This is a genomic window from Listeria immobilis (assembly GCF_014322845.1).
GTDB classification, from domain to species: Bacteria; Bacillota; Bacilli; order Lactobacillales; family Listeriaceae; genus Listeria; species Listeria immobilis.
Genome location: NZ_JAASUA010000007.1, coordinates 65689 through 88192, shown reverse-complemented (window position 1 = coordinate 88192; position 22504 = coordinate 65689). Strand labels below are relative to the sequence as shown.

The following is a 22504-nucleotide window of genomic DNA, read 5'->3' as shown; positions in this document are numbered from 1 at the left end:
TACCTCCTAAAAAGCTCCCTAGCTTTTCTTTTTAAATTATTTTTATTTCAAGTGAATTTAATTGTTAGACTTTCAAGAATCTACGGATAGATATTGCGCTACCCCAAATCCCGATTAGTACGCCGATTGCTATAATCAAGCCACTAATTTGATAGGCAAATGGTGTTGGTGGTAACAACGAAAGTGAGCTGGTCACTAACTTTGGATTTATCAAGTTGTAAACATTAACATAGCCTACGAATGTTAACACAACAGGAACAATCGAACCAATTAAACCTAGCCAAGCTCCTTCTAAAACGAAAGGCCATCGTATGAACCAATTGGTTGCTCCTACCAATTTCATAATTTCAATTTCTCTTCTACGGGAGAAAATCGCAATTTTAATGGTGTTTGATATTAAGAACATTGCTGTTAATAATAACCCAACGCTTAGTATAATACCAGCATATCGTCCCCATTTCAAGGTATCAAACAACTTATCAACTGTTTTCTCACCATATTCTACATTATCTACGTACTGTAATTTTTCGATTTTCTGAGCAATTGCTTTCGTCTGTGTTGGCTCTTTTGCCTCAACAACGAAAACATCGTATAGTGGATTATCTTGTTTAAACAATTCGAAGTTTTTGCCATACGCGCCAACTAATTTCTTCAATTCATCATCCTTAGAAGAAAAAGTGACACTATCAACTCCATCAATCTTCTCAATGTTTTTCTCAAGTTCTTGCTGCTGTTTCTCGTCCGCGCTTAGAGAAATATGTACGTTAATTTGCACATTATTTTCTACATCACTTGCAAGCTTGTTCATGTTAATCAATATTGCAAAAAACACGCTGACTAAGATAAGTGTTACTGTTACTGCACTTGCTGCTGCAAAGGTCATCCAACCATTCCGGTAAAGGCTTTTAAAACTTTCTCTTATATGTCTTCCTATTGTCCTAAATTTCATAACCATATTCTCCTTGCTGCTCATCACGAACGATTCGACCATTTTCAATAGCTATTACCCGATGTTTTAATGTGTTTACAATTTCTTTATTATGGGTAGCCATTACTATGGTTGTTCCGCGATTGCTTATTTCCTCAAGGATATTCATGATTTCCCATGAAGTATCAGGATCTAGATTACCGGTCGGCTCATCTGCTATTAATACTTTTGGCATATTGGCAATGGAGCGGGCAATGGATATCCGCTGTTGCTCACCACCGGAAAGTTCATCCGGCAACATTCTTACTTTATGCTTAAGGTTGACTAAATCAAGCACTTCCATAACACGTTCTTTAATTACGGCTGGCTCAGTTTCAACCACTTCCATCGCATAAGCAATGTTTTCATAGACTGTTTTGCTTTGAAGCAATTTGTAATCTTGGAAAACCACACCTACGTTACGACGCAAATACGGAACTTCACGATTTTTCATATTGATCAAATCAAATTTATCTACGGTGATTTTGCCTTTTGTCGCTCGCTCTTCTCTGTAAATCATTTTAATAAAGGTTGATTTACCAGCACCACTTGGTCCTACAACATAAACAAATTCCCCTTCACCAATGCTAATATTCAATCCATTAGCAGCGGTTATACCATTGGGGTATTTCTTATACACATCTTCCATTAATATCATTTTATCACCTTACTATGCCTTTCTACTAAGTTACATTTTAGGTAATGCATGTTAACCATGAAGATGTACTGTTTGTGGACACAAATCTAAACTCACAACATAAGTTTAATTATACCATGACAGTTTTTCATCTATAGGTTAATTGCATTACAATTATATTTCAAGGTATGACAATATTTCCATTATTGTAATAGGAAAGGCGATTATATTCACGTTTTCCACTTTTTTTGTTGTATTAGATATTGACAAAATAAAAAAGCACCGACATCGGTCTTTTCCACTGCTAACATTGTAACTTGTTTTTACCCTAATTAACATTACAGGTACATTAAAAATCATTACAGTTCTAGCTATCGAAATAGACCAATTGTATTAAAACAGCTTCAATTCCACTAATACAGTAAATTGTTTTTGTCATAAAACTGTCAAAAACAATTTTAAAAAACTACCACACTAAGACGAAAACACTCAATGTGGTAGTTTTTTTAGGATGTAAAACCTTCTCCCATGACCTCGCTGGCACTCATTACGACAACAAAAGCTTCTGGATCGATTTCTTTAATTACCTCTTTTAATCTTGAAAATTCACTTTGAGCAATGACACATAACAATATTTGTTTTTCATCTTCTGTATAACCGCCCTTTGCAGAAAGTCGTGTGATTCCACGATCAATTTTAAAAAGAATCGCTTGTCTAATAGCTTCTTGATTTTCCGAAATTATAAAAACTGTTTTGGATTGATTTAAACCAACTTGTACTAAATCGATAGTTTTACTTGTAGCAAAAAGACCGATAAGTGCATAAAGCCCTGATTCTACATCAAATACGAACATAGCTGAGATAACAACAAAACCGTCAATTAATGCTACACAAATTCCCAATGTTAAATGAGAATACTTATGCAAGATTTGTGCAGCTACATCAGTTCCACCAGTTGAAGCCTTACCTCGAAATACTACCCCAAGGCCCATCCCTACTAATGCGCCACCAAATAAAGCGGCAACTAATGGTTCGTTGGTCCATGGTGCTAAATTCTGCGTTAAGTAGACAAAGAGTGGCAACAACATGGTGCCAACGAATGTTTTCAAACCAAATTGATATCCTAAAAAGAACAACCCAGCAAGAAACAGCGGAATATTAAATGCCCATTGAATAAATGCCGGATTCCAACCGGTTAAATAGTTAATAATTGTACTTATCCCGCTCACACCACCAGAAGCAATATGATTGGGTAACAGTAAAACATTGAAAGCTAGTGCAATTAAAGCCGCACCAATAATAACATATAAATATTCCATTAATTTAGCTGTTTTTGGGGATAAAGGTTGTCTTTTTCGTTTATTTATCATATTTTATCCAATCCTCGAACGCAAATATGCATTAATAAAGTCGTCTAAATCTCCATCCATCACTGCTTGAATATTACCAGTTTCATAATTTGTGCGATGATCTTTCACCATGGAGTAAGGATGGAAAACATAAGAGCGAATTTGGCTTCCCCAACCAATTTCCTTTTGTTCTCCACGAATTTCTGCTAGCTCGCGTTCTTTTTCTTCTTGTTCTTTTTGGTAAAGTTTTGTTTTCAACATTTTCATTGCTTGATCACGGTTTTTAAGCTGCGACCGCTCAGATTGACAAGTTACAACAATACCTGATGGAATGTGTGTCATCCGAACTGCAGAATCGGTGGTATTAATATGTTGCCCACCAGCACCAGTTGCTCGGTACGTATCAATTTTCAAGTCTTCTGGGCGCACTTCAATTTCAATATCGTCATCAAGTTCTGGCATAACATCCACCGAAACAAAAGAAGTATGACGGCGACCTGACGAATCAAATGGCGAAATACGGACAAGACGATGAACGCCCTTTTCCGCTTTTAAATAGCCGTATGCATTGTGCCCTTTGATTAGTAACGTTACGCTTTTAATTCCCGCTTCATCTCCAGCTTGATAATCAAGCATTTCTACCTTAAAGCCTTTTTTCTCTGACCAGCGTTGGTACATGCGAAGTAACATCGAACCCCAGTCTTGTGATTCCGTACCACCAGCACCTGGATGCAACTCTAAAATCGCATTATTTTTATCATAGGGATCGCTTAACATTAATTTCAACTCAAACGCATTAATCGTTCCCATATAAGCAGTAATATCTTTTTCTAGTTCTTTTTGTAAATCTTCATCAGCTTCTTCTTTCAATAATTCTAAACTTATTTCCATGCTTTCTTGCTCTTCTTCTAATGCATGAAAAGCTTGATAAGTTTCTTTGTAACCATTGGACTCATTGATAACTTTTTGTGCTGCTTGTTGATCGTTCCAAAAATTTGGATCTAACATTTGGTCTTCTAACTCAGCAATCCGAACTTCCATGCTATCTAAGTCAAAGAGACCCCCTAAAGTCTTTGATTTGCTGTGCTGTTTTTTCTAATTCATTCCGAATCTCTGCTAATTCCATTCTTAATTCCACCTTTTTTTGAATTTACTTAGAAACTTTCATAGCAAAAAGCGCCGTCTTGCAGGCGCTTTTTTAGTTTTCTCAAACTATGCTTCTTTTCCATGACAATTTTTATATTTCTTTCCGCTACCACAAGGACATGGATCATTACGTCCAATATGTTGATCTTTACGAATTGGTTGGCGTTTAGCTTCTGGCTTGCCTTCATCTGGATTAACAGCCTCACCTTTAGCAACCTGCTCACGTTCAAGGTTTTGACGAATTTCTGCTTTCATAATGTAACGAGCGACATCTTCATCAATAGAGGATACCATTGTTTCAAACATCTCGAAACCTTCTGATTGGTATTCACGAAGCGGATCGATTTGACCATATGCGCGAAGATGAATTCCATCACGAAGATGATCCATCGCATCAATATGATCTACCCATTTCGTATCAACCACACGAAGCAATACTACTTTTTCAAATTCGTTAAACTCTTCTGGTGGTAACATTGTTTCTTTTTCGTCATAAGCGGATTTTATTTTATCTAAAATTAGATTTTGAATATCTTCACTTGTACGATTTTGTAAATCATCCAGTGTAATCGTGCCTTCTGGAAGTAAATTGGCATCTACATAATCAATGATTCCTTGCAAGTTCCAGTCTTCTTCTGGCTCACGGCTGGAAGCATTACTTGAAACAATGTAATTCACTGTACGTTGAATCATTTGATCAATAATTTCACGCAAACTATTTTCAGCATTAATTACTTCATAACGTTGCTTATAAATAACTTCCCGTTGTTGGCGAAGTACATCATCATATTGTAGTACTTGTTTACGTGAATCAAAGTTATTTCCTTCGACACGTCTTTGTGCTGATTCTACTGCACGACTAACCATCTTACTTTGGATTGCATCTTCTGCCATACCAAAGCGTTCCATCATACTCTTCATATTATCAGAACCAAAGCGACGCATAAGTTCATCTTCCATAGACAGATAAAATTGAGTCACACCTGGATCACCTTGACGTCCAGCACGACCACGCAACTGGTTATCAATACGACGAGATTCATGGCGTTCTGTACCAATAACAGCTAAACCACCAGCTTCAATGGTACCTTCACCAAGTTTAATGTCTGTACCACGACCGGCCATGTTTGTTGCTATTACTACTGCGCCTTTTTCACCGGCATTTTTAATAATATCTGCTTCACGTTCATGTTGTTTGGCATTCAGTACTTCGTGTTTAATACCTTTACGTTTTAATTTGCTAGAAATAAGTTCCGATGTTTCGATTGCAACAGTACCAACAAGAACTGGTTGTCCTTTGGCATTTCGCTCTGCAATATCTTCTACAACCGCATTAAATTTCGCTTCAATTGTTGTAAAAATCAAATCCGGACGGTCGTCACGAATAATAACTTTATTAGTTGGAATCTCAATAACGCGCATGTTATAAATATCACGAAATTCTTCTTCTTCCGTTTTCGCAGTACCAGTCATCCCAGCAAGTTTTTTGTACATTCGGAAATAGTTCTGGAATGTGATAGTTGCCATTGTTTTAGATTCATTTTGGATAGTCACGCCTTCTTTTGCTTCTAAAGCTTGATGTAATCCCTCGCTAAAACGGCGACCTTTCATAATACGACCAGTAAATTGATCAACAATTAGCACCTCGTCATCTTGCGCTACATAATCAACATCTAAACTCATTGTATAGTTTGCTTTAAGTGCTTGAGCAATATGATGCAAAATAACTGTATTCTCTAAATCAAACAAGTTATCTACATCAAAATAATTTTCGCCTTTCGTCATACCATCTTCAGTTAATTGTACAGATTTTGTTTTTACATCAACTGTATAATCTTTCTCTTCTGTCAAAGTACGAACAAAAGTATTTGCTCGAACATAGAGAATAGTCGATTTCTCGGCTTCTCCTGAAATAATCAATGGGGTTCTTGCTTCATCGATTAAAATGGAATCGACCTCATCAATAACTGAAAAAGCTAACGGACGTTGCACCATTTCTTCTTTGTAAACGACCATATTATCACGTAGATAGTCAAACCCTAATTCATTATTTGTACTATACGTAATGTCACATGCATAGGCTTCTCGTTTTTCTGCACTTGATAATGCATTTAAGTTTAATCCTACAGAAAGACCTAAGAAATTATATAAAACTCCCATTTCTTCCGCATCACGATGTGCCAAGTACTCATTGACTGTAACAACATGTACACCCTCGCCAGAAAGCGCATTTAAATAAACTGGTAGTGTTGCTGTTAACGTTTTACCTTCACCAGTTTTCATCTCGGCGATATTACCTTCATGTAGAACAATCCCACCCATTAATTGCACTTTAAATGGATATAGACCAAGAGCACGTTTTGCTCCTTCTCTAGCTACAGCAAATGCTTCTACTAACAAATCATCCAGTGTTTCCCCTTTTTGAACACGCTCTTTGAACTCTACTGTTTTTTCACGTAGAGCTTCATCAGAAAGGGCAGCTGTTTCATCCGCCAATGCAATGATTTCATCTGCTTTTCTTTCCAAATATTTAACATCTTTTTTTCCTGATTCAAAAATCTTTTTCAATAGTCCTGCCATTTAAATTCTCCTCTACTGTTTTCGCTGTCTTCATGCAGTTTCATCTATGATAACTTTCAGGAATTATCTTATTTTAAATACACAAACCAATTCTATCACTTATTAGATAAAATATACAACTGCTTATCTCTTTTTAATGAATAAAAAATTAAATATGTTCATATATTCTTCACTCTTAACAAAAAAGTGAGGACCAGAATCTGGCCCCCACCCTTTATTTCAAAAAATTAATTCGTTTCAATTAAACCATACTTTCCATCTTTACGTGAATAAACAATATTAGTGCCATTAGTTTCAGCATCTGTATATACGTAAAAACTGTGTCCAAGCAAATTCATTTGTAAAACAGCTTCTTCACTATCCATTGGTTTTAATGAAAATTGTTTTGTTCTTACGATTTCAAGATCAGAATCACCTTCATGTTCTTCCGGTGGTGTACTGCCGTTTACATCTGAGTAGGCAAAATAGTCTCTTTCTGCCCCTTTATCACGGAATTTACGATTTACTTTTGTTTTATGTTTACGAATTTGTCTCTCTAATTTATCTACAATTAAGTCGATACTTGCATATAAATCTCCACTTGTTTCTTCTGCACGTAAAACAAGATTTGGGAGAGGAATAGTCACTTCAACTTTCGCATTTTTATCGGAATATACTTTTAAATTAACATGTACGTTAGCGTCTGGTGTTTCCGTAAAATAACGTTCTAGTTTATCAATTTTCTTTTCAACGTAATCTCTAATAGGTTCCGTCACTTCAATATTTTCACCACGAATGTTGTACTTCAGCATAGTAATTCCTCCTTTGAAATAAAACAAATAACGATAAAGAAGAGTATTCTTCTTACTCTTAGTCTACGTGAAAACAACGCGTTTTGCAAACATTTGCACAAAGAGTTTAGAAGCATTATTCTACTTATCTTTATTTACTATTTTATTCCACTAAATATACGCTCGCAAACCTTTTTTAGCAGATAAATATTAACTATCTAAATATTGTTACTGCGGATACTCTTTTGACTCCCGCTTTTTTTAATTGCTGAGCTGCTAAGTTAAGCGTACTACCTGTAGTGTATATATCATCAAAAAGAACAATCTCCTGTTGATGACATATTTCTCTCTGGAGATAAAAAACCTGCTCACTTTCCAAGCGTTCTTTTTTAGTTTTCTTAGATTGCTTTTCAGAATGCTTTCTAGCTAATAGTTCCTCGTATTTAATCCCAGCTTGTTTTAACATTCCTGTCGTTTGATTAAAACCACGTTCTAGTTTCCGTTCTTTACTTATTGGAATCGGTACAATTATAGCGTTACTTTTGATGAATATCTGTTTAAGTTCTTGTTGAAAAATTGCACCTACTATATAGTCTCCTTGAAACTTATATTTTTTCATATAATTTTTTGCAAAATCGTTATACCGGAATATAGATTTATTGCTATCTAAATAAAACTGCTTCTTTTGACAGTCATTACATACTGAAACCGCTGATTCTTTACTACATCTTTCACACAAGTGCTTTCCCAGAGCTTCAAAACTAGAGAAACATGTTCTACAACATAATCGTTTTTCTCCAAACAACCATTTCCAATCCCAACTTACTTCTGATTTTAAAGCTTGGAAACATAACAAACAGCTAGTCATCTAACAATCCCTCTGCAAAACCTAGTTCATTCATGCTTTGAATATGTTTAATCGCCCGCTTCATTTGAATTGTTTTTCCATAGTGGAAAAAGCAAACATCACCAGTGGGGTGTGTCTTTTTCCGTCCAGCGCGTCCGGAAATTTGAACTAAAGCTGCTTCTGTAAAAATCCTTTCTTCGCTTCCAAAAACGGCAACTTGAATATTAGTGAATGTTACACCTCGCTCTAAAATAGTTGTAGTTAATAATAATTTGATTTTCCCTTCTCGCAACCAAGCTACTTTTTCTTTTCTCGCTTCATCTGCTGAATGAACTGTTACTGGTTTTTCAAAGCCATATGTCACCAATACTTCTGCAAATTTTTCCATAACTTTAATCTCTGGAAAGAAAATGAGTGCTGGTTGTTCATATGTGTTAGTTTCCTTCATCCAATTGATAAGTTTTGGAGATATTTTACCTTCTGTTAGTTTTTTCTTCCATGGGCCAATCCAGCAAAGTCTTGGTACTGGGAGTTTTTTCCGGTGATAACGTGCTGGAATTTTCACAAAACGCCTTTTTCCTTGGATACATTCTTGTTGCCACTTTTCTTCTGGAGTTGCTGTAATAACAATGGTGGTACCTTCTTTTGAACGGGCTTTACTTACTGCGTATTCTAAAAATGGGTCTTTTGCAAAAGGAAAAGCATCTACTTCATCAATAAATATCACTTGGAATGCATCGTAAAAACGAACTAACTGATGCGTTGTTGCAAGCACAAACTGTTCATTTTGATATTTCTCTTTCGAATCACCATAGAGACAAACTATTTCCATATTTGGAAAAACTGCTTTTAAACGTGGATGTAATTCTAAGCATACATCTACTCTGGGAGAAGCTAAACATATTTTATAGCCTTGTTTTAACGCCCTATTCATTCCTTCAAACAGCATTTCTGTCTTTCCCGAACCTGCAACAGCCCATAAGAGCATATCTTGCTTTTTTTCTAAGCTGGCAACCACCGCATCGGAAGCTTTTTTCTGTCCATCTGAAAGTGTTCCATCCCATTTCAAAAAAGATTCTTTTCTTTTTGGTAGAAGTATTGTTTTTTGGAAATACAATTTTTGACAGCTATTTACACGCCCCATAACAATACAATTCCGGCAATAAGTGCAGGCCTCTTGACCACAATATACACAATCCATCTTTCCAAATAATTTTTGATTTGTATTACCACATCGAAAACACTTATTTTCAGATATAGCTGCTACTTCCTCCAGCCCCTTGGTATTTTCAAGTTCACTTTCTTGATACAGTCTTCCTGGAAAAACGTTCATTGTGATTCACCTCTATTTAGTTATACAATATTTAGCTTATTCTTGCAGAAGTGATTATCTTATTTTCAATCTGTTTTCTCATGGGGAAAACAGATTTTTTCCTAGAAGAAAATTAGACTTTCCCTCCATTTAAAATGATTAAAAAACAATTTTGCCCTTCACAAAAAAATTCCCCAGCTTTTTGACTGGGGAATCCTTATTTAATTGACCAAGTTAGTCCGAGCGCGCCTTCACCAAGGTGTGTTCCGATAACTGGTCCAAAATAACTTAATTCAAATACCATTTCTGGAAACTTCTCTTCTAAATGTTTTCGCCATGCTTCACCTTTTTCTGGATCATTTCCATGAATAACGTAGGCTTTTTCTGCTGTTTTATTTTGAATAGCAGCTTGGAGTATATCCTCAATTCGTTTAAGTGCCTTCTTTTGGGTCCGCACTTTTTCAAACAAAACAATTTGCTTATCACTAAAATGAAGAATTGGTTTGATTTGAAGTAGACTCCCTACAAGCGCTTGAGCTCCATTAAGGCGACCACCACGTTGTAAATTGTTTAAATCATCTACCATAAAATAAGCATCTTGCGCCTGTTTTATTTTATCCAATTCCTTAAGAATATTCTCTACAGATTCATTTTCAGCAGCCATTTTAGCCGCTTTAATAACAAGCATTCCTTGTGCCATACAAGAAAGTTCCGAATCATAGGCAATAACATTTAAGTCCTCAATTCCTTCTCCAGCTGTAGCAGCATTTTGGAAGGTACCACTAATACCACTGGATAAATGAATCGTAATTATTGTGTCAAACCCTTGTGATTTCAGCGATTCAAACAATTGAATAAATTCTCCCGGGGCTGGTTGAGAAGAAGAAGGAAGATCCTTAGATACTTTTACCATTTCATAAAAGTCTGCTGTAGATAAATCCTCTCCTTCTCGATAAGCTTTGCCGTCAATTATTACAGAAAGTGGTACGACATTAATTCTTAGTTGTTTTTTCACTTCATCTGGCAAATAAGTTGTGCTATCCGTCACCACTGCTATTTTTCCGTTCATATTTTCCCCCTGCCATTTTCTTTAGCGGATGTATACCCAGCCATGTTTAATTGCTGTTACTACCGCTTGCGTTCTATCGTTTACTTTCATTTTTTGTAAAATGCTGCTGACATGATTTTTAACTGTTTTTTCACTGATGAAAAGAGTTTCGCCAATTCCACGATTACTTTTCCCATCCGTAAGAAGTTGTAACACTTCGCATTCTCTATGTGTCAAAATGTGTAACGGCATTTTCACTTCGGGCTGTTGATACCCATACACACCTTGTGCTGTATTCGTACTTGCTAAATGTCGATATTCACGAATTAATTTAATTGCTACACGAGGATGAATATACGCTCCACCATTTTCCACTATTTTGACAGCTTCTACAAGTTCGTGTGCGTCCATTTCTTTCAATAAATAACCTACAGCACCGGCTCTAAGTGCTTCCGTCACATATTCATCTGTATCGTGAATAGTTAAAACGATTACTTTAATACTCGGAAATTGACGAACTAACATTTCAGTTGCATCTAATCCATTAACTGTTGGCATATTAATATCCATTAAAACAATATCTGGTTTATATTCTCGGACCTTTGCTACAATATTTTTACCATTTTCAGCCTCCGCTACAACCTCAAAAGAATCTTCCAATTCTAAAATTCGTTTGATACCTTCGCGAAACAACTGATGATCGTCTACAATCATGATTTTGAGTGCCATAATGACTACTCCTCCTTCATTTATCTATTTTCATCAAGCTAATTGCAATCGAAAACATCAACCTTTTTAGTAGCGAAACCACTTAACCTTATAATCCCTGCCACAATTTGGCAATAAACTTTTCTCTTTTAAGTACTTTTTACTCTGACTACGTTATTTTCAGAAAAACTTTATCTCCATTATACTGCATAATACGAGAAAATTACTTCTATATGCCTATAAAGAGAAACTGAAAACTAGTCTAAAGTAATAGTAGTTTTTATTATAACACGAATTTGCCACTACTTCACCCGCTGTACTCAGAAAAATATCTATACAATTGCTTTACTTTCAGATAAAATAAAAGCTAGCTAAACGCATCAACTTTTGGAGGTTTCCTATGTTAGATCAATATTTAACCATTCATCATAATGGGTCACATGAAATAATCATTGAAAAATCTCGTTTCATCTGTCACCTTATGCGAGTTACAAACGAATCTGATGCACAAGCGTTTATTCAACAAGTAAAAAAAGAACATCGAGATGCCTCACATAATTGTTCTGCATATATTATAGGAGAAAACGACCAATATCAAAAAGCACATGATGATGGCGAACCCAGCGGAACTGCAGGTGTTCCAATGTTAGAAGTTTTAAAAAAGAAGGGCTTAAAAAATATTGTGGCAGTTGTTACCCGTTATTTTGGTGGTACTAAATTAGGTGCTGGCGGCCTCGTTCGTGCATACGGTAGCGCTGTTAGTGATGCTGTTCAAGCTATTGGTATCGTCGAATGCAAACTTGCTACAATCGTAAAATGCACATTTGCTTATCCTCTTCTTGGGAAAATGGAGAATGCCCTAGAACAAAAAAATTATCAAATTGACCAAAAAGAATTCACAGAAAAAGTAGTTCTTCACATTTTTGTCAATAATGATGATTTAATTAATTTCATTTATTGGATAACAGAAATTTCTAATGGTCAAATTGAGACTCAAGAAGGTCCACAAAAATATAGAGAAAAGGATGTCACTTAGCATGTCCACAAACATATTTTTCCAATTACCCGTAACCATTTCCACAGAAAGAACTATTCTAAGAAAAACAACTTTAGCAGATGCTACAAGTTTATTTGATATTTGGTCGGATAGCGAAGTAGCTAAATTTATGAATATCGAAAAATTTTCTACCATTTTACAAGCTGAAGAAATGATTCAGGCCATTGAGAATGAACCAAATGCATGTAGATACACCATTTTCGATACTAAAAATCCACTCCATGCAATCGGGTCATTAGGAATAAACGATGTTAATAATACTACAAAAATGATTGAAATCGGCTACGAACTTGCTCAAAATTACTGGAGGCAAGGGTTAATGTTCGAAATTTTAACTGCATTTTTAAAAATTACTCAACCTTTTTTACCCTATAAGAATATTACTGCCAAAGTACTTCCCGAAAATGTCGCGTCCATAAAATTACTCAAAAAATTGAACTTCCAGCTTATTTCTACGGACAAAGAATTGGATTTGCACTCTGGAAAAATATGTGAAATTAGTAATTATCGCTTAACACTGGGATAGGACAAATATTACATTTTTGAAAGATAGTAACTTTTTTGTATTTTTTTCCTATTAAATTCTGTATAATAAATAAAAGTTAAAAAATAAAGAAAACGTAAATCAAGCGTAACATTCTTTATTCTAACAAATGATACAATGAAACATAGAAAAGTGACTATAAGGAGAATTAATATATGAATACAGGCACGGATGACAGCCGAAGAAGCAGCAAGAAATACAAACGCAGACGAAAAATACTATTCTGGATTTTAATACCTATTATGTGTGTAGTTTTAGCAGGAGTTGGATATGGTACTTACCTTTTTAGTAAAACAAAACTAGCCGCTGACAACTCTTTTGATAATGTAAGAAATGGACAAGCTTCTACACTTCGCTCAAGTGATATTGAGCCTATAAAAGATAGTTTTTCTATTTTAATTATTGGAGTTGATACAAGCGCTAAACGCGAATCAGACGGAAATCCTCGAAGTGATTCACTTATCTTAGCAACATTCAATGTAAAAGACTCTCGTGTCGAAATGACAAGTATCCCTCGCGATTCTTACGTTCATATTCAAGATTCCAAAAAAGATATTGATAAGTATACTAAAATCAATGCAGCACACGCTTACGGCGGACCTGAACTCACAATGCAAACAGTAGAAGAAGAATTCCAAATTCCAATCGATTATTATGTTCGTTTTGACTTTGATGCCTTCCTTAAAATTGTTGATGCATTAGGTGGAATTGATGTTGACGTTCCAGTAAGTTTCACTGAACAAGATTCTAATGATAAAGCAGGAGCCATCACACTTGAAAAAGGTCAGCAACATCTAAATGGTGAACAAGCTTTAGCACTTGCCCGCACAAGACATATTGATAGTGATATTGAGCGTGGTAAACGACAACAATTAATTATAAAAGCTATTGTAAGTGAAGCAACGTCCCTTTCTTCTATTAGTAAGTATTCCGATATTATCAAAGTTGTTGGTGATAATATGAAAACCAACTTAACTTTTAATCAAATGCTTTCGATTGCAAAATTCGGAACAACTAATAGCATTGATATTAAGTCTCTTAATCTTGAAGGTACTGATGCTCCAATGAATGGCACTTATTATTATCAATTAAATGACGATTCTGTTCAAAGTGTCGCCAACGAATTCGCTGATGAACTTGGCATTACACAACCATTTTCAAACGCCACACCGTATTCGGATGAAGAGTCCACTACAACAGAAACTTCCAACTAAAAAAAACATCCAAAATCGGAATTCCGGTTTTGGATGTTTTTTGCTATTTTCTTTTCCTGTGGATTTTTTGAAGCAAATTAAGAATCGGTCGATAATCTTCTCCTATCAGTCCAATAAATTCTACAATAATTTCAATACTAAATATTAGTAATATAAGTAAAAGTACTGCTCCCCAAGCGGTTGAGAAGGAAAATACAAATCCTACCATTGAAAATAGTAAGGCCATACAATAAATTAACAGTACTGTTTGTTTCTCTGTAAAACCTAAAGCCATTAACCTATGATGAATATGCGATCTATCAGCCGATGATATTGGCATCCGTTTTTTTAACCTACGTATAATTGCAAAAAATGTATCGGATAAAGGTACACCTAGAATAATTAGTGGTACTAAAAGTGAAATAAAGGTTACGTTTTTGAAGCCCATCAGTGATAAAACAGCAATCATATAGCCAAGAAACAAAGAGCCAGTATCTCCCATAAAAATACTTGCAGGCGGAAAGTTGTAAATTAAAAAAGCGGCAACCGCAGCAACAAGAATTAAAGCAACAGGAGCTACAAAGGCATCTTTAAGTAGAATAGCCATACCCGCAATTGTCATTAAAGCAATAATAGAAATCCCGCCAGCTAATCCATCCAAACCATCTATTAAGTTTAACGCATTAACAATTGCCACGACCCAAATAATAGATAATGGAATTGCAAAATACCCAAAGTCCAACTCTCCATAAAAAGGCACGTTAATAAAATTAATCGTAATATCTCCCCAAACAGTCACACAAAGCGCTGCCAGAATTTGCCCGAACATCTTCCATTTGGGTGATAAATCAAATAAATCATCTATAAATCCAGTAGCAATAACAATTAACGCACCAAAATAAATCGGAGCAAATCCAGATTTATCAATAGGAGCCAAAAGCATTCCTACAGTAAAACTTATAAATATGACTAGCCCACCTAAACTAGCTGTCGTTTTCGTATGTTGATGCCTTTCACGTGGAACATCAACAGCATTAATACGAAAAGCAAACTTTCTTATTATTGGTACCATAATAATACCAACTGCAAAGCTAATTAGTATACTCCATAACAGCAATATTTTTTCAGCTCCGTCCTTTATTTAACAAAATTTCTTCTGTTGTTTTTGTGTATTTTTGTAGTACATTATGGTTCAAGCCAACACCTATCCCGTATCCATCAGGTACATTTAATCTACCTTGTTCTAATGTAAACTCCGGGAAAATAATATCTTCATGAAAATAACGATTTGAAGCAGAAATATCTCCTGGGAAATTAAATTCCGCTCTTGCTGCAAGTGCTACATTATGAGCTCTACCAATACCAGCTTCAAGCATTCCGCCACACCAAACAAGTATATCATTTTCAGCGCAATACCTCGTTATTTTGAGTGCTTCAACCATCCCACCAACACGTGCTAATTTTAAATTTATTGCCCGACAACTTCCAAGGAGATGCGCTTGTTGAACATCCTCTAAGGAACGAATATTCTCGTCTAAACAAATCCGTGTATTCAATTGTCGCTGAAGCCAAGCATGATTAACAAAGTCTTTCACTCCAAATGGCTGTTCAATCATCTCTAAGCCAAATTGATCTAACTCTTTTAGCAAAGTGAAATCTTCTCTATTATACGCTGAGTTCGCATCTGCCATCAAGCTTAGTTTTGGAAATTTTTCTCGAACCGCCTTAATAAATGCAATATCCTTGTTTGGCTCGATTTTTATTTTCACTCGTTCGTAACCTTCATTTTGGTATTCTTCCGCCAACTGAACTAAAGAATCTACACTATCTTGTATTCCTATGCTTACACCTACAGCTATAGATTTTTTTGTCGCACCAATCATTTTGGCTAAAGATTTCTTTTCTGCTTTTGCAAAAACATCCCATACCGCCAATTCAACTGCCGCTTTCGCCATTTCATTACCTTGAACCCAGCTAAAAATTTGATGCACTTCTTCCGGAGCAGCAAAATCTTTTTGCACAAGGTTAGGTAATAAATGCTGTTTAACAATCAAAATAGCTGTTTCCAGGGTTTCTTCTGTATAATCAGGTAATGGAAAAGCTTCTAATTCCCCATATCCGCATATTCCAGCATCATTCATCAATTCAATAATATAAAAATCCTTAGTTTTCAATTCTCCATAACTTGTTTTAAATGTCTTCAAAAGTGGAATTTCTGCATGAATTAATCTCGCTTTTTGGAATCGCATTCTACTCCCCCTTCTTCAAGCGTTTACTTTCTTTTCTAATAGCAAACATAAATTGAGGAATCGCAAAAAAACGTCTCCATCTTGATGGATTTGAAAGCAATCGATATACCCACTCCAATTTCAATTTTATCCAAATTTGCGGAGCCCTTTTCACATTATCCGTCAGTACGTCAAAACTCCCGCCAACGCCAATAAAAACCCCTTTTTCAAAATTGGTTATTTGCGATAAAATCCATTTTTCTTGCGCGGGTGAACCTAAAGCAACAAAAACGATATCCGGTTTCGTTTCAACGATTTTTCGACCAATTTTTTCACTTTCTAAAGCATCAAAATATCCGTGATGGACACCACAAACTTCCACATTCGGATATTTTTCATTCACTTTCTTTTCCACCATTTGACTGACTTCTGGTTTAGCACCTAAAAAATAGCATCGGAGCGGTTTCTCAAGCAGTCCAATCATGGTATCATATCCAGTAACTCGTTCTTCTAAAGGATTACCTAGTTTTTCAGACGCCATTATAATACCAATTCCATCAGGAACAATATAATTAGCTTGCTTTAAAACAGCTTCAAACTCTTTGTCTGTGCTAGCATGCATCACAATTTCAGGATTAGCTGTTACAACAAACTTCCTCTCTCCACTTTGCACATCTTCATAGAGTTTTTCCACAAATCCAGCCTGAGTTATATTATAAAAAGGTATATTTAAAATTGAAACTACTTTCTTTTTCATATGTATCTCCTAAAATACTTTATTAAATATAAGTTTATCATAAATTAGGGTTGCTTTCCTATTTTTAATCTACAAAAAAAGACTGTAAGTAGCACTATGCTATTTACAGCCTTATTAATTAAAATAAATTAGTCTAAAATTTGTACTTTAACTTGTTTTACGCCCCAATTGTAACACTCTTGGACTGAGTTAAAATGTACATCAATTTTGTTTCCATTGATAGCGCCACCTGTATCAGCTGCAATCGCTTCTCCGTATCCTTCTACATAAACTTTAGATCCTAAAGGAATAACAGATGGGTCAACTGCAATAACACGCGGATTATCATTTAAATCAATACCACTAGCAGTAACATGTCCCATACCAGGTTCTTCTTTACTGTAAGCAGTTGCTGTTACAGTTACCTCTTTTGATACATTTCCTTGAGATGATGAAGAACTGTTAGACGACGCTGCATTAGATGATGTTGATTTTTGTGTTGTTTGAGGTGCAGCTTGTTTTGGTTGTTCTACAGTGTTTGAATTTGTATTATTTTGCTTAGTTGGTGTTACACTTACAGCATTACTTCCAATAGATAATTTTTGACCTACAACAATTAAATCAGATGAAAGATTGTTCCAAGATTTTATTTGGTTCACAGTTACACCTTTATCTGATGCAATATGTCCCAAAGTGTCTCCCGCAACTACTGTATATTCAGTATTGCTTGTTGTTGATTTTTGTTCTCCATTATTTACTTGCAAGGTTTGATTTGGAAAGATAATGTTAGAACTCAAATTATTATCTTGTTTCAATTGATTTATAGAAACATTATTTTCATTCGATATTTTCCAAAGTGAATCACCATCTTGCACTTTATACTCAGCTGCAAAAGCTTGAGTTGAACCTGATCCTGCAATAATTAAACCAGCCGCAATGGCTACTACTGTTTTTTTCATGTAATTATTTTCCCTCCTTGATAACTTTCGAGAATAATCGTACCATACGAAACTAGCGACTTGGTTACTAAAAAATTAAGCGTGTATGACAGCAGTTAATAAACGACTGGTTTCTCTGCAATATTTGTAAATTGGCGTTATTATCTGACTTTTCTTGTAGATGGCTATACATGTAGCTTTTATTTTGCTATCATTACGCCCGGTTGTGGTTTGCAAATTAAATAACAGGTCTAAAAATACTTCATTTATTGAACTGAAATTTTTTCTTGAATATAATTGGAAAATTTTTCCATTACAAATACAACCTAAAATAATAAAGATTTTGCTATTTTTCCTATTATTTTATAGTTATTACTTGTAAAAACTTATGCTTTATAACAAAGTATTACACGATTCGTCGTCATCTTGAGAAATATTAATAACATGTTCTTCCTTATTTCTATTAGATAAATACCTAATTTGATGAACTAAAACCTCCGTAATATATATTTTTTGCTCTTCTTTATTTAAATAATTTCTTGATTGCAATTCACCAACAATACCAACCAGTTGCCCCTTACTACAAAATTCTGCCGTTGCTTCTGCTCTTTTCCCCCAAATAACACATTGAATAAAATCTGCATCATTATCAACACGTTTATTTTTCCCAAAACGATTTAAAGCAATTGTCAAATTCAAAACGGCTCTATCTTCTGTGGTCCATTTTAATTCTGGATCTTTCGTTAAACGTCCTACTAAAGTCACTTGATTAATCATGAAATCGCCTCTTTCTTTTGATGTAAAGCGATTATATTAGATAATTATTTTTTTGTAAAATAGCTAAAATGGCTTTTTAAATTGATTTGAGTAGCTTAAAATAGTAATTTTCACTAGAAAAAATAGCTATTTTCCCTATCAAAATACCTATTAAAATAGCATTTTAGCAAATTGCAACTTTTTTTAACGCATGCTATTCTGAAAACATGAAAAAGCACCAAAACCCTCATAGAGTTTTAGTGCCAATTTATTATTTTGGTATATCTGTTAGTGCAAACATAATTTCTGCTTCACAAACCAATTCACCTTCAACAGTGGCTTTCACTTGAGCTTTTGCAATAGCACCACGCATCCGTGTAATTTCAGCTTCAAGTAATAGCTGATCTCCCGGAACAACTTGGCGTTTAAAACGACATCCATCAATTCCAGCAAACAAACCAATTTTACCTTTATTTGCTTCACTTTGCATCATTGCAATACCACTTGTCTGAGCCAGTGCTTCCACAATAAGCACTCCTGGCATTACTGGATATTCAGGAAAATGTCCATTGAAAAACTCTTCATTTGCAGTAACATTTTTTATAGCTGTAACTTTCTTTCCTTCTTCAACAGAGATAACTCTATCCACAAGTAGGAAAGGATAGCGATGAGGTAATATTTCTTTAATTTTTTTAATATCTAACATAAGAATCCTCCAAATTTAGTATTAGAACCAACTACGCTTTTTAGCTGTAAGCGAATCAAGCAGAACACCAGTACCAAGCGCTACAACATCTAACGGATTTTCTGTGATTAAAACTGGTACTTTCAATTGTTCCGTCATTAATTCATCTAACCCATGCAACAATGAACCACCACCAGTCATAATAATTCCTCGATCAATTATATCCGCAGAAAGTTCTGGTGGAGTTTGTTCAAGGACTTGTTTAGCAGCAAGCACCATTAAATGCAATGAGTCATGAATAGCTGATTCTACTTCAGAGCTAGTGATTGTTATTGTTTTAGGCAAACCGCTTACTAAATCTCTACCGCGAATATCCATAGTTTCTTCCTTAGATCCTGGACTCGCAGTACCAATTGTTATCTTGATATTTTCTGCAGTACGCTCACCAATTAATAAGTTATATTTGCGCTTTATGTAATTTAGTATATCAGAATCCCATTTATTACCAGCAACTTTTACAGATTGACTTGTTACAATGTCGCCCATAGACAACACTGCTACATCTGCTGTCCCGCCACCAATATCAATAATCATATTACCTGAAGGCTCAAAAATTTCCATTCCTGCACCAATAGCAGCAACTTTAGGCTCTTCTTCTAGGAATACTTGTTTACCACCACTTTTTTCAGCAACCTCTCTAATTGCTTTTTGTTCGACAGAAGTGATATTCGTTGGACAACAAATTAAAATACGTGGTCGAGAAAAAAATGTTTTTAAATTGAGTTTTTGTATAAAGAAACGTAGCATTTCTTGTACAATATCAAAATCAGCAATAACTCCATCTTTCATTGGTTTGATTGCTGTAATATCTCCTGGAGTTCTACCAACCATATCTCGAGCCTCTGCTCCAACAGCCAAAACTTCACCAGTTTTATTATTTATAGCGACGACAGCGGGTTCATTAACAACGATTCCTCTTCCTTTTACATGAATTAATACGTTCGCTGTACCTAAGTCGATACCAACATCCTTTGCCATTAATAACTTAACTCCTTTCGTGGTGTATCCCTATTTTTACATCTCATTCTGAATTATAGCATAATTTATGATATGTCGGAATGTATATTTTATGACATTATGGTTTTTTTACGAAAAAAAACCGCATCCAGAAGATACGGTTTCCAAAATTCATTTATTAAAATAACGATGCTAAGTTTTTTGTATCAATTTTAGAATCATCTACACGTTCCACATCGGCACCAAGAGATTGCAGTTTACCATGGAAATTATTGTAGCCTCTATCCAAATATTTTAATTCTGTAACTTGTGTATATCCTTCTGCCACAAGACCTGCAAGGATAAGCGCTGCTGCTGCTCGTAAATCTGTTGCTGCAACTTCTGCTCCTTGTAGTTTTGCTGGCCCAGAGATAATAACAGAATGTCCTTCAATTTTCATGTCAGCATTCATTCTACGCATTTCTTCAACATGCATAAAACGATTTTCAAAAACAGTTTCGGTCATAATACTTGTGCCTTCACTTAGCATTTGAATAACCATCATTTGAGATTGCATGTCAGTCGGGAAGCCTGGGTGTGGCATTGTTTTAACATCCACAGCTTTCAACTTATCTGGTCCGATAACACGAATACCATTATCTTCTTCAATAATTTGAACGCCCATTTCTTCTAATTTAGCAATCAACGAACTAATATGTTCAGGAACTGCATCTTCAATTAAAACATTTCCACCAGTAATCGCAGCAGCAATCATAAAAGTACCCGCTTCAATACGATCTGGAATAATGGAATGTTCTGTAGCTGTTAGTTCTTTCACGCCTTCAATTCTGATTACTTCTGTTCCTGCACCAATAACTCTTGCTCCCATTTGATTAAGGAAGTTTGCTAAGTCAACAATTTCTGGTTCACGAGCAACATTTTCAATCACTGTTGTACCTTCTGCTAAAGTAGCAGCCATCATGATATTTTGTGTTGCACCTACACTTGGAAAATCTAAGTAAACCTTAGCACCAACTAATTTTTCAGCAGTTGCTTCAATATAACCATTTTCTATTTTAACAATTGCTCCCATTGCTTCGAAGCCCTTTAAATGTAAGTCAACTGGTCTTGAACCAATAGCACATCCTCCAGGTAGAGCAACACGAGCTGAACCTGTACGAGCTAATAATGGTCCCATTACAACAATAGAAGCACGCATTTTACGCACATACTCAAAAGGTGCATCCGAAGTGATATCTCCAGTTGCATCTACAGTAACCTCATCATTTACAAAAGAAACATCCGCATTTAAGTATTTAAGAACCTCATTAATCGTGAAAACATCAGACAAATTTGGTACATTTTTTAATACGCTAGTACCTTTACTCGCAAGTAATGTAGCAGCTATTACCGGTAAGACAGCATTTTTGGCACCTTCCATTTTTACAGAACCATTTAACTGTTTTCCACCGCGTACAATAATTTTTTCCAAAAAGAACCCCTCCGCGTTACTAATAACTAAATCATTTATCGAATTTTATTAATAAAAATTTTAATTTAAACATATCTTAGTAATTCTACCACTTATTACCCCAAAATATCAACTGATTTTAACCTAATATTAAAGTTGTTTTAAAGTTCTATTAATTTTTTGCTACTATATCCACTTTTTACCCAATAAAATTAAGCAATTGTTTAGAAGCTCCTAAATAATCTAAGAAGAAACTGCTTAATGTATAACCAAGTACTATCGAGATAATAACAAACAGTAGTCTTGCTTGTGTTACATGGTTTTTCTTTATGAATTTTTCATAATTAATTGCTTGTAATGCCCAAAAAGTAATCACTATAAATAGTAAATGTGAGATGATAATGATATACGGTGATTCCATAATAATATTATACACTTCTGTTCGCTCCTCATATTTTGCTATTACTCATTTTAACAAATACTGGTTAGAAAAAACAGCTAATGCACTTATAAGTTTATAAAAAAAACTCCCTGAT

At 35.0% G+C, this 22504-nt stretch carries 22 protein-coding genes; 3 read left to right on the top strand and 19 right to left on the bottom strand.

Going from position 1 to position 22504, the window contains the following annotated elements; genetic code table 11:
- Positions 1 to 64: 64 nt before the first annotated feature.
- The 10 genes from ftsX to degU form a co-directional block, all read right to left on the bottom strand.
- Positions 65 to 949, bottom strand: coding sequence for a permease-like cell division protein FtsX (ftsX, locus tag HCJ45_RS10365; RefSeq protein WP_185345687.1), 885 nt, complete (start codon positions 947 to 949; stop codon positions 65 to 67).
- Positions 939 to 1625 (bottom strand): cell division ATP-binding protein FtsE, encoded by a 687-nt coding sequence (gene ftsE / locus HCJ45_RS10360; RefSeq protein WP_185345689.1) that lies wholly within the window; start codon positions 1623 to 1625, stop codon positions 939 to 941. The genes ftsX and ftsE overlap by 11 nt, the downstream gene beginning before the upstream one ends.
- A 485-nt stretch (positions 1626 to 2110) precedes the next feature.
- Positions 2111 to 2974, bottom strand: a complete 864-nt coding sequence (locus HCJ45_RS10355; protein WP_185345691.1) for a YitT family protein — start codon at positions 2972 to 2974, stop codon at positions 2111 to 2113.
- A gap of 3 nt (positions 2975 to 2977) precedes the next feature.
- A protein-coding gene (prfB, locus tag HCJ45_RS10350) for a peptide chain release factor 2 (protein ID WP_187124744.1) occupies positions 2978 to 4079 on the bottom strand; the annotation gives its coding sequence in 2 pieces (ribosomal slippage) (positions 2978 to 4006 and positions 4008 to 4079; 1101 coding nt in all).
- Between the two features lie 86 nt (positions 4080 to 4165).
- A complete protein-coding gene (secA, locus tag HCJ45_RS10345; RefSeq protein WP_187124743.1) occupies positions 4166 to 6679 on the bottom strand; it encodes a preprotein translocase subunit SecA in 2514 nt (837 codons plus the stop codon).
- Between the two features lie 227 nt (positions 6680 to 6906).
- Positions 6907 to 7470, bottom strand: a complete 564-nt coding sequence (gene hpf, locus HCJ45_RS10340) for a ribosome hibernation-promoting factor, HPF/YfiA family (protein ID WP_187124742.1) — start codon at positions 7468 to 7470, stop codon at positions 6907 to 6909.
- 193 nt (positions 7471 to 7663) lie between these two features.
- Entirely contained in the window at positions 7664 to 8317 is a 654-nt protein-coding gene (locus HCJ45_RS10335; RefSeq protein ID WP_187124741.1) for a ComF family protein, read from the bottom strand.
- The gene (locus tag HCJ45_RS10330; protein WP_187124740.1) at positions 8310 to 9629 is read right to left on the bottom strand and encodes an ATP-dependent helicase ComFA; all 1320 of its coding nucleotides are present in this window, start codon (positions 9627 to 9629) and stop codon (positions 8310 to 8312) included. The genes HCJ45_RS10335 and HCJ45_RS10330 overlap by 8 nt, the downstream gene beginning before the upstream one ends.
- Before the next feature lie 196 nt (positions 9630 to 9825).
- Positions 9826 to 10677 carry a DegV family protein gene (locus HCJ45_RS10325; RefSeq protein ID WP_187124739.1) on the bottom strand — a complete coding sequence of 284 codons (852 nt, stop codon included), beginning with the start codon at positions 10675 to 10677 and terminating at the stop codon, positions 9826 to 9828.
- A 21-nt stretch (positions 10678 to 10698) separates the two neighbouring features.
- Entirely contained in the window at positions 10699 to 11385 is a 687-nt protein-coding gene (gene degU / locus HCJ45_RS10320; protein WP_185345711.1) for a two-component system response regulator DegU, read from the bottom strand.
- A gap of 379 nt (positions 11386 to 11764) precedes the next feature.
- Between degU and HCJ45_RS10315 the strand changes: the two genes are divergently transcribed.
- From HCJ45_RS10315 to HCJ45_RS10305, 3 genes are all read left to right on the top strand, one after another.
- Positions 11765 to 12400, top strand: coding sequence for a YigZ family protein (locus tag HCJ45_RS10315; protein ID WP_187124738.1), 636 nt, complete (start codon positions 11765 to 11767; stop codon positions 12398 to 12400).
- Position 12401: 1 nt separating this feature from the next.
- Entirely contained in the window at positions 12402 to 12947 is a 546-nt protein-coding gene (locus tag HCJ45_RS10310) for a GNAT family N-acetyltransferase (RefSeq protein ID WP_187124737.1), read from the top strand.
- 173 nt (positions 12948 to 13120) lie between these two features.
- Positions 13121 to 14179: an LCP family protein gene (locus HCJ45_RS10305; RefSeq protein ID WP_187124736.1), complete on the top strand. Its 1059-nt coding sequence runs from the start codon at positions 13121 to 13123 to the stop codon at positions 14177 to 14179.
- Between the two features lie 43 nt (positions 14180 to 14222).
- On the opposite strand, the gene HCJ45_RS10300 is transcribed toward HCJ45_RS10305, so the two are convergent.
- The 9 genes from HCJ45_RS10300 to HCJ45_RS10260 all read right to left on the bottom strand — a co-directional run bounded on the left by HCJ45_RS10300 (position 14223) and on the right by HCJ45_RS10260 (position 22404).
- A complete protein-coding gene (locus HCJ45_RS10300; RefSeq protein ID WP_187124735.1) occupies positions 14223 to 15275 on the bottom strand; it encodes a glycosyltransferase family 4 protein in 1053 nt (350 codons plus the stop codon).
- A gap of 7 nt (positions 15276 to 15282) precedes the next feature.
- A complete protein-coding gene (gene menC, locus HCJ45_RS10295; RefSeq protein ID WP_187124734.1) occupies positions 15283 to 16407 on the bottom strand; it encodes an o-succinylbenzoate synthase in 1125 nt (374 codons plus the stop codon).
- Between the two features lies 1 nt (position 16408).
- Entirely contained in the window at positions 16409 to 17143 is a 735-nt protein-coding gene (locus HCJ45_RS10290; protein WP_187124733.1) for a WecB/TagA/CpsF family glycosyltransferase, read from the bottom strand.
- 128 nt (positions 17144 to 17271) lie between these two features.
- Positions 17272 to 18081 (bottom strand): LysM peptidoglycan-binding and 3D domain-containing protein, encoded by an 810-nt coding sequence (locus HCJ45_RS10285; protein ID WP_185380735.1) that lies wholly within the window; start codon positions 18079 to 18081, stop codon positions 17272 to 17274.
- A gap of 372 nt (positions 18082 to 18453) precedes the next feature.
- Complete coding sequence (locus HCJ45_RS10280; protein WP_185345728.1) at positions 18454 to 18837, bottom strand: single-stranded DNA-binding protein; 384 nt, start codon at positions 18835 to 18837, stop codon at positions 18454 to 18456.
- 250 nt (positions 18838 to 19087) lie between these two features.
- Positions 19088 to 19522, bottom strand: a complete 435-nt coding sequence (gene fabZ, locus HCJ45_RS10275) for a 3-hydroxyacyl-ACP dehydratase FabZ (protein WP_187124732.1) — start codon at positions 19520 to 19522, stop codon at positions 19088 to 19090.
- A gap of 21 nt (positions 19523 to 19543) precedes the next feature.
- Positions 19544 to 20539, bottom strand: coding sequence for a rod shape-determining protein MreB (gene mreB, locus HCJ45_RS10270; protein ID WP_185345732.1), 996 nt, complete (start codon positions 20537 to 20539; stop codon positions 19544 to 19546).
- 157 nt (positions 20540 to 20696) lie between these two features.
- The gene (murA, locus tag HCJ45_RS10265; RefSeq protein ID WP_185345734.1) at positions 20697 to 21989 is read right to left on the bottom strand and encodes a UDP-N-acetylglucosamine 1-carboxyvinyltransferase; all 1293 of its coding nucleotides are present in this window, start codon (positions 21987 to 21989) and stop codon (positions 20697 to 20699) included.
- A 178-nt stretch (positions 21990 to 22167) separates the two neighbouring features.
- The gene (locus HCJ45_RS10260; protein WP_185345736.1) at positions 22168 to 22404 is read right to left on the bottom strand and encodes a DUF1146 family protein; all 237 of its coding nucleotides are present in this window, start codon (positions 22402 to 22404) and stop codon (positions 22168 to 22170) included.
- Positions 22405 to 22504 lie beyond the last annotated feature (100 nt).

Coding starts and splice junctions, on each gene's coding strand:
- HCJ45_RS10290 (WP_187124733.1), bottom strand. CDS start 17,143: ATGAAAAAGAAAGTAGTTTCAATTTTAAATATACCTTTTTATAATATA.
- HCJ45_RS10305 (WP_187124736.1), top strand. CDS start 13,121: ATGAATACAGGCACGGATGACAGCCGAAGAAGCAGCAAGAAATACAAA.
- HCJ45_RS10325 (WP_187124739.1), bottom strand. CDS start 10,677: ATGAACGGAAAAATAGCAGTGGTGACGGATAGCACAACTTATTTGCCA.
- fabZ (WP_187124732.1), bottom strand. CDS start 19,522: ATGTTAGATATTAAAAAAATTAAAGAAATATTACCTCATCGCTATCCT.
- menC (WP_187124734.1), bottom strand. CDS start 16,407: ATGCGATTCCAAAAAGCGAGATTAATTCATGCAGAAATTCCACTTTTG.
- mreB (WP_185345732.1), bottom strand. CDS start 20,539: ATGGCAAAGGATGTTGGTATCGACTTAGGTACAGCGAACGTATTAATT.
- hpf (WP_187124742.1), bottom strand. CDS start 7,470: ATGCTGAAGTACAACATTCGTGGTGAAAATATTGAAGTGACGGAACCT.
- HCJ45_RS10330 (WP_187124740.1), bottom strand. CDS start 9,629: ATGAACGTTTTTCCAGGAAGACTGTATCAAGAAAGTGAACTTGAAAAT.
- HCJ45_RS10335 (WP_187124741.1), bottom strand. CDS start 8,317: ATGACTAGCTGTTTGTTATGTTTCCAAGCTTTAAAATCAGAAGTAAGT.
- degU (WP_185345711.1), bottom strand. CDS start 11,385: ATGGCACTCAAAATCATGATTGTAGACGATCATCAGTTGTTTCGCGAA.
- ftsX (WP_185345687.1), bottom strand. CDS start 949: ATGAAATTTAGGACAATAGGAAGACATATAAGAGAAAGTTTTAAAAGC.
- HCJ45_RS10355 (WP_185345691.1), bottom strand. CDS start 2,974: ATGATAAATAAACGAAAAAGACAACCTTTATCCCCAAAAACAGCTAAA.
- ftsE (WP_185345689.1), bottom strand. CDS start 1,625: ATGATATTAATGGAAGATGTGTATAAGAAATACCCCAATGGTATAACC.
- HCJ45_RS10280 (WP_185345728.1), bottom strand. CDS start 18,837: ATGATTAATCAAGTGACTTTAGTAGGACGTTTAACGAAAGATCCAGAA.
- HCJ45_RS10285 (WP_185380735.1), bottom strand. CDS start 18,081: ATGAAAAAAACAGTAGTAGCCATTGCGGCTGGTTTAATTATTGCAGGA.
- HCJ45_RS10315 (WP_187124738.1), top strand. CDS start 11,765: ATGTTAGATCAATATTTAACCATTCATCATAATGGGTCACATGAAATA.
- secA (WP_187124743.1), bottom strand. CDS start 6,679: ATGGCAGGACTATTGAAAAAGATTTTTGAATCAGGAAAAAAAGATGTT.
- HCJ45_RS10310 (WP_187124737.1), top strand. CDS start 12,402: ATGTCCACAAACATATTTTTCCAATTACCCGTAACCATTTCCACAGAA.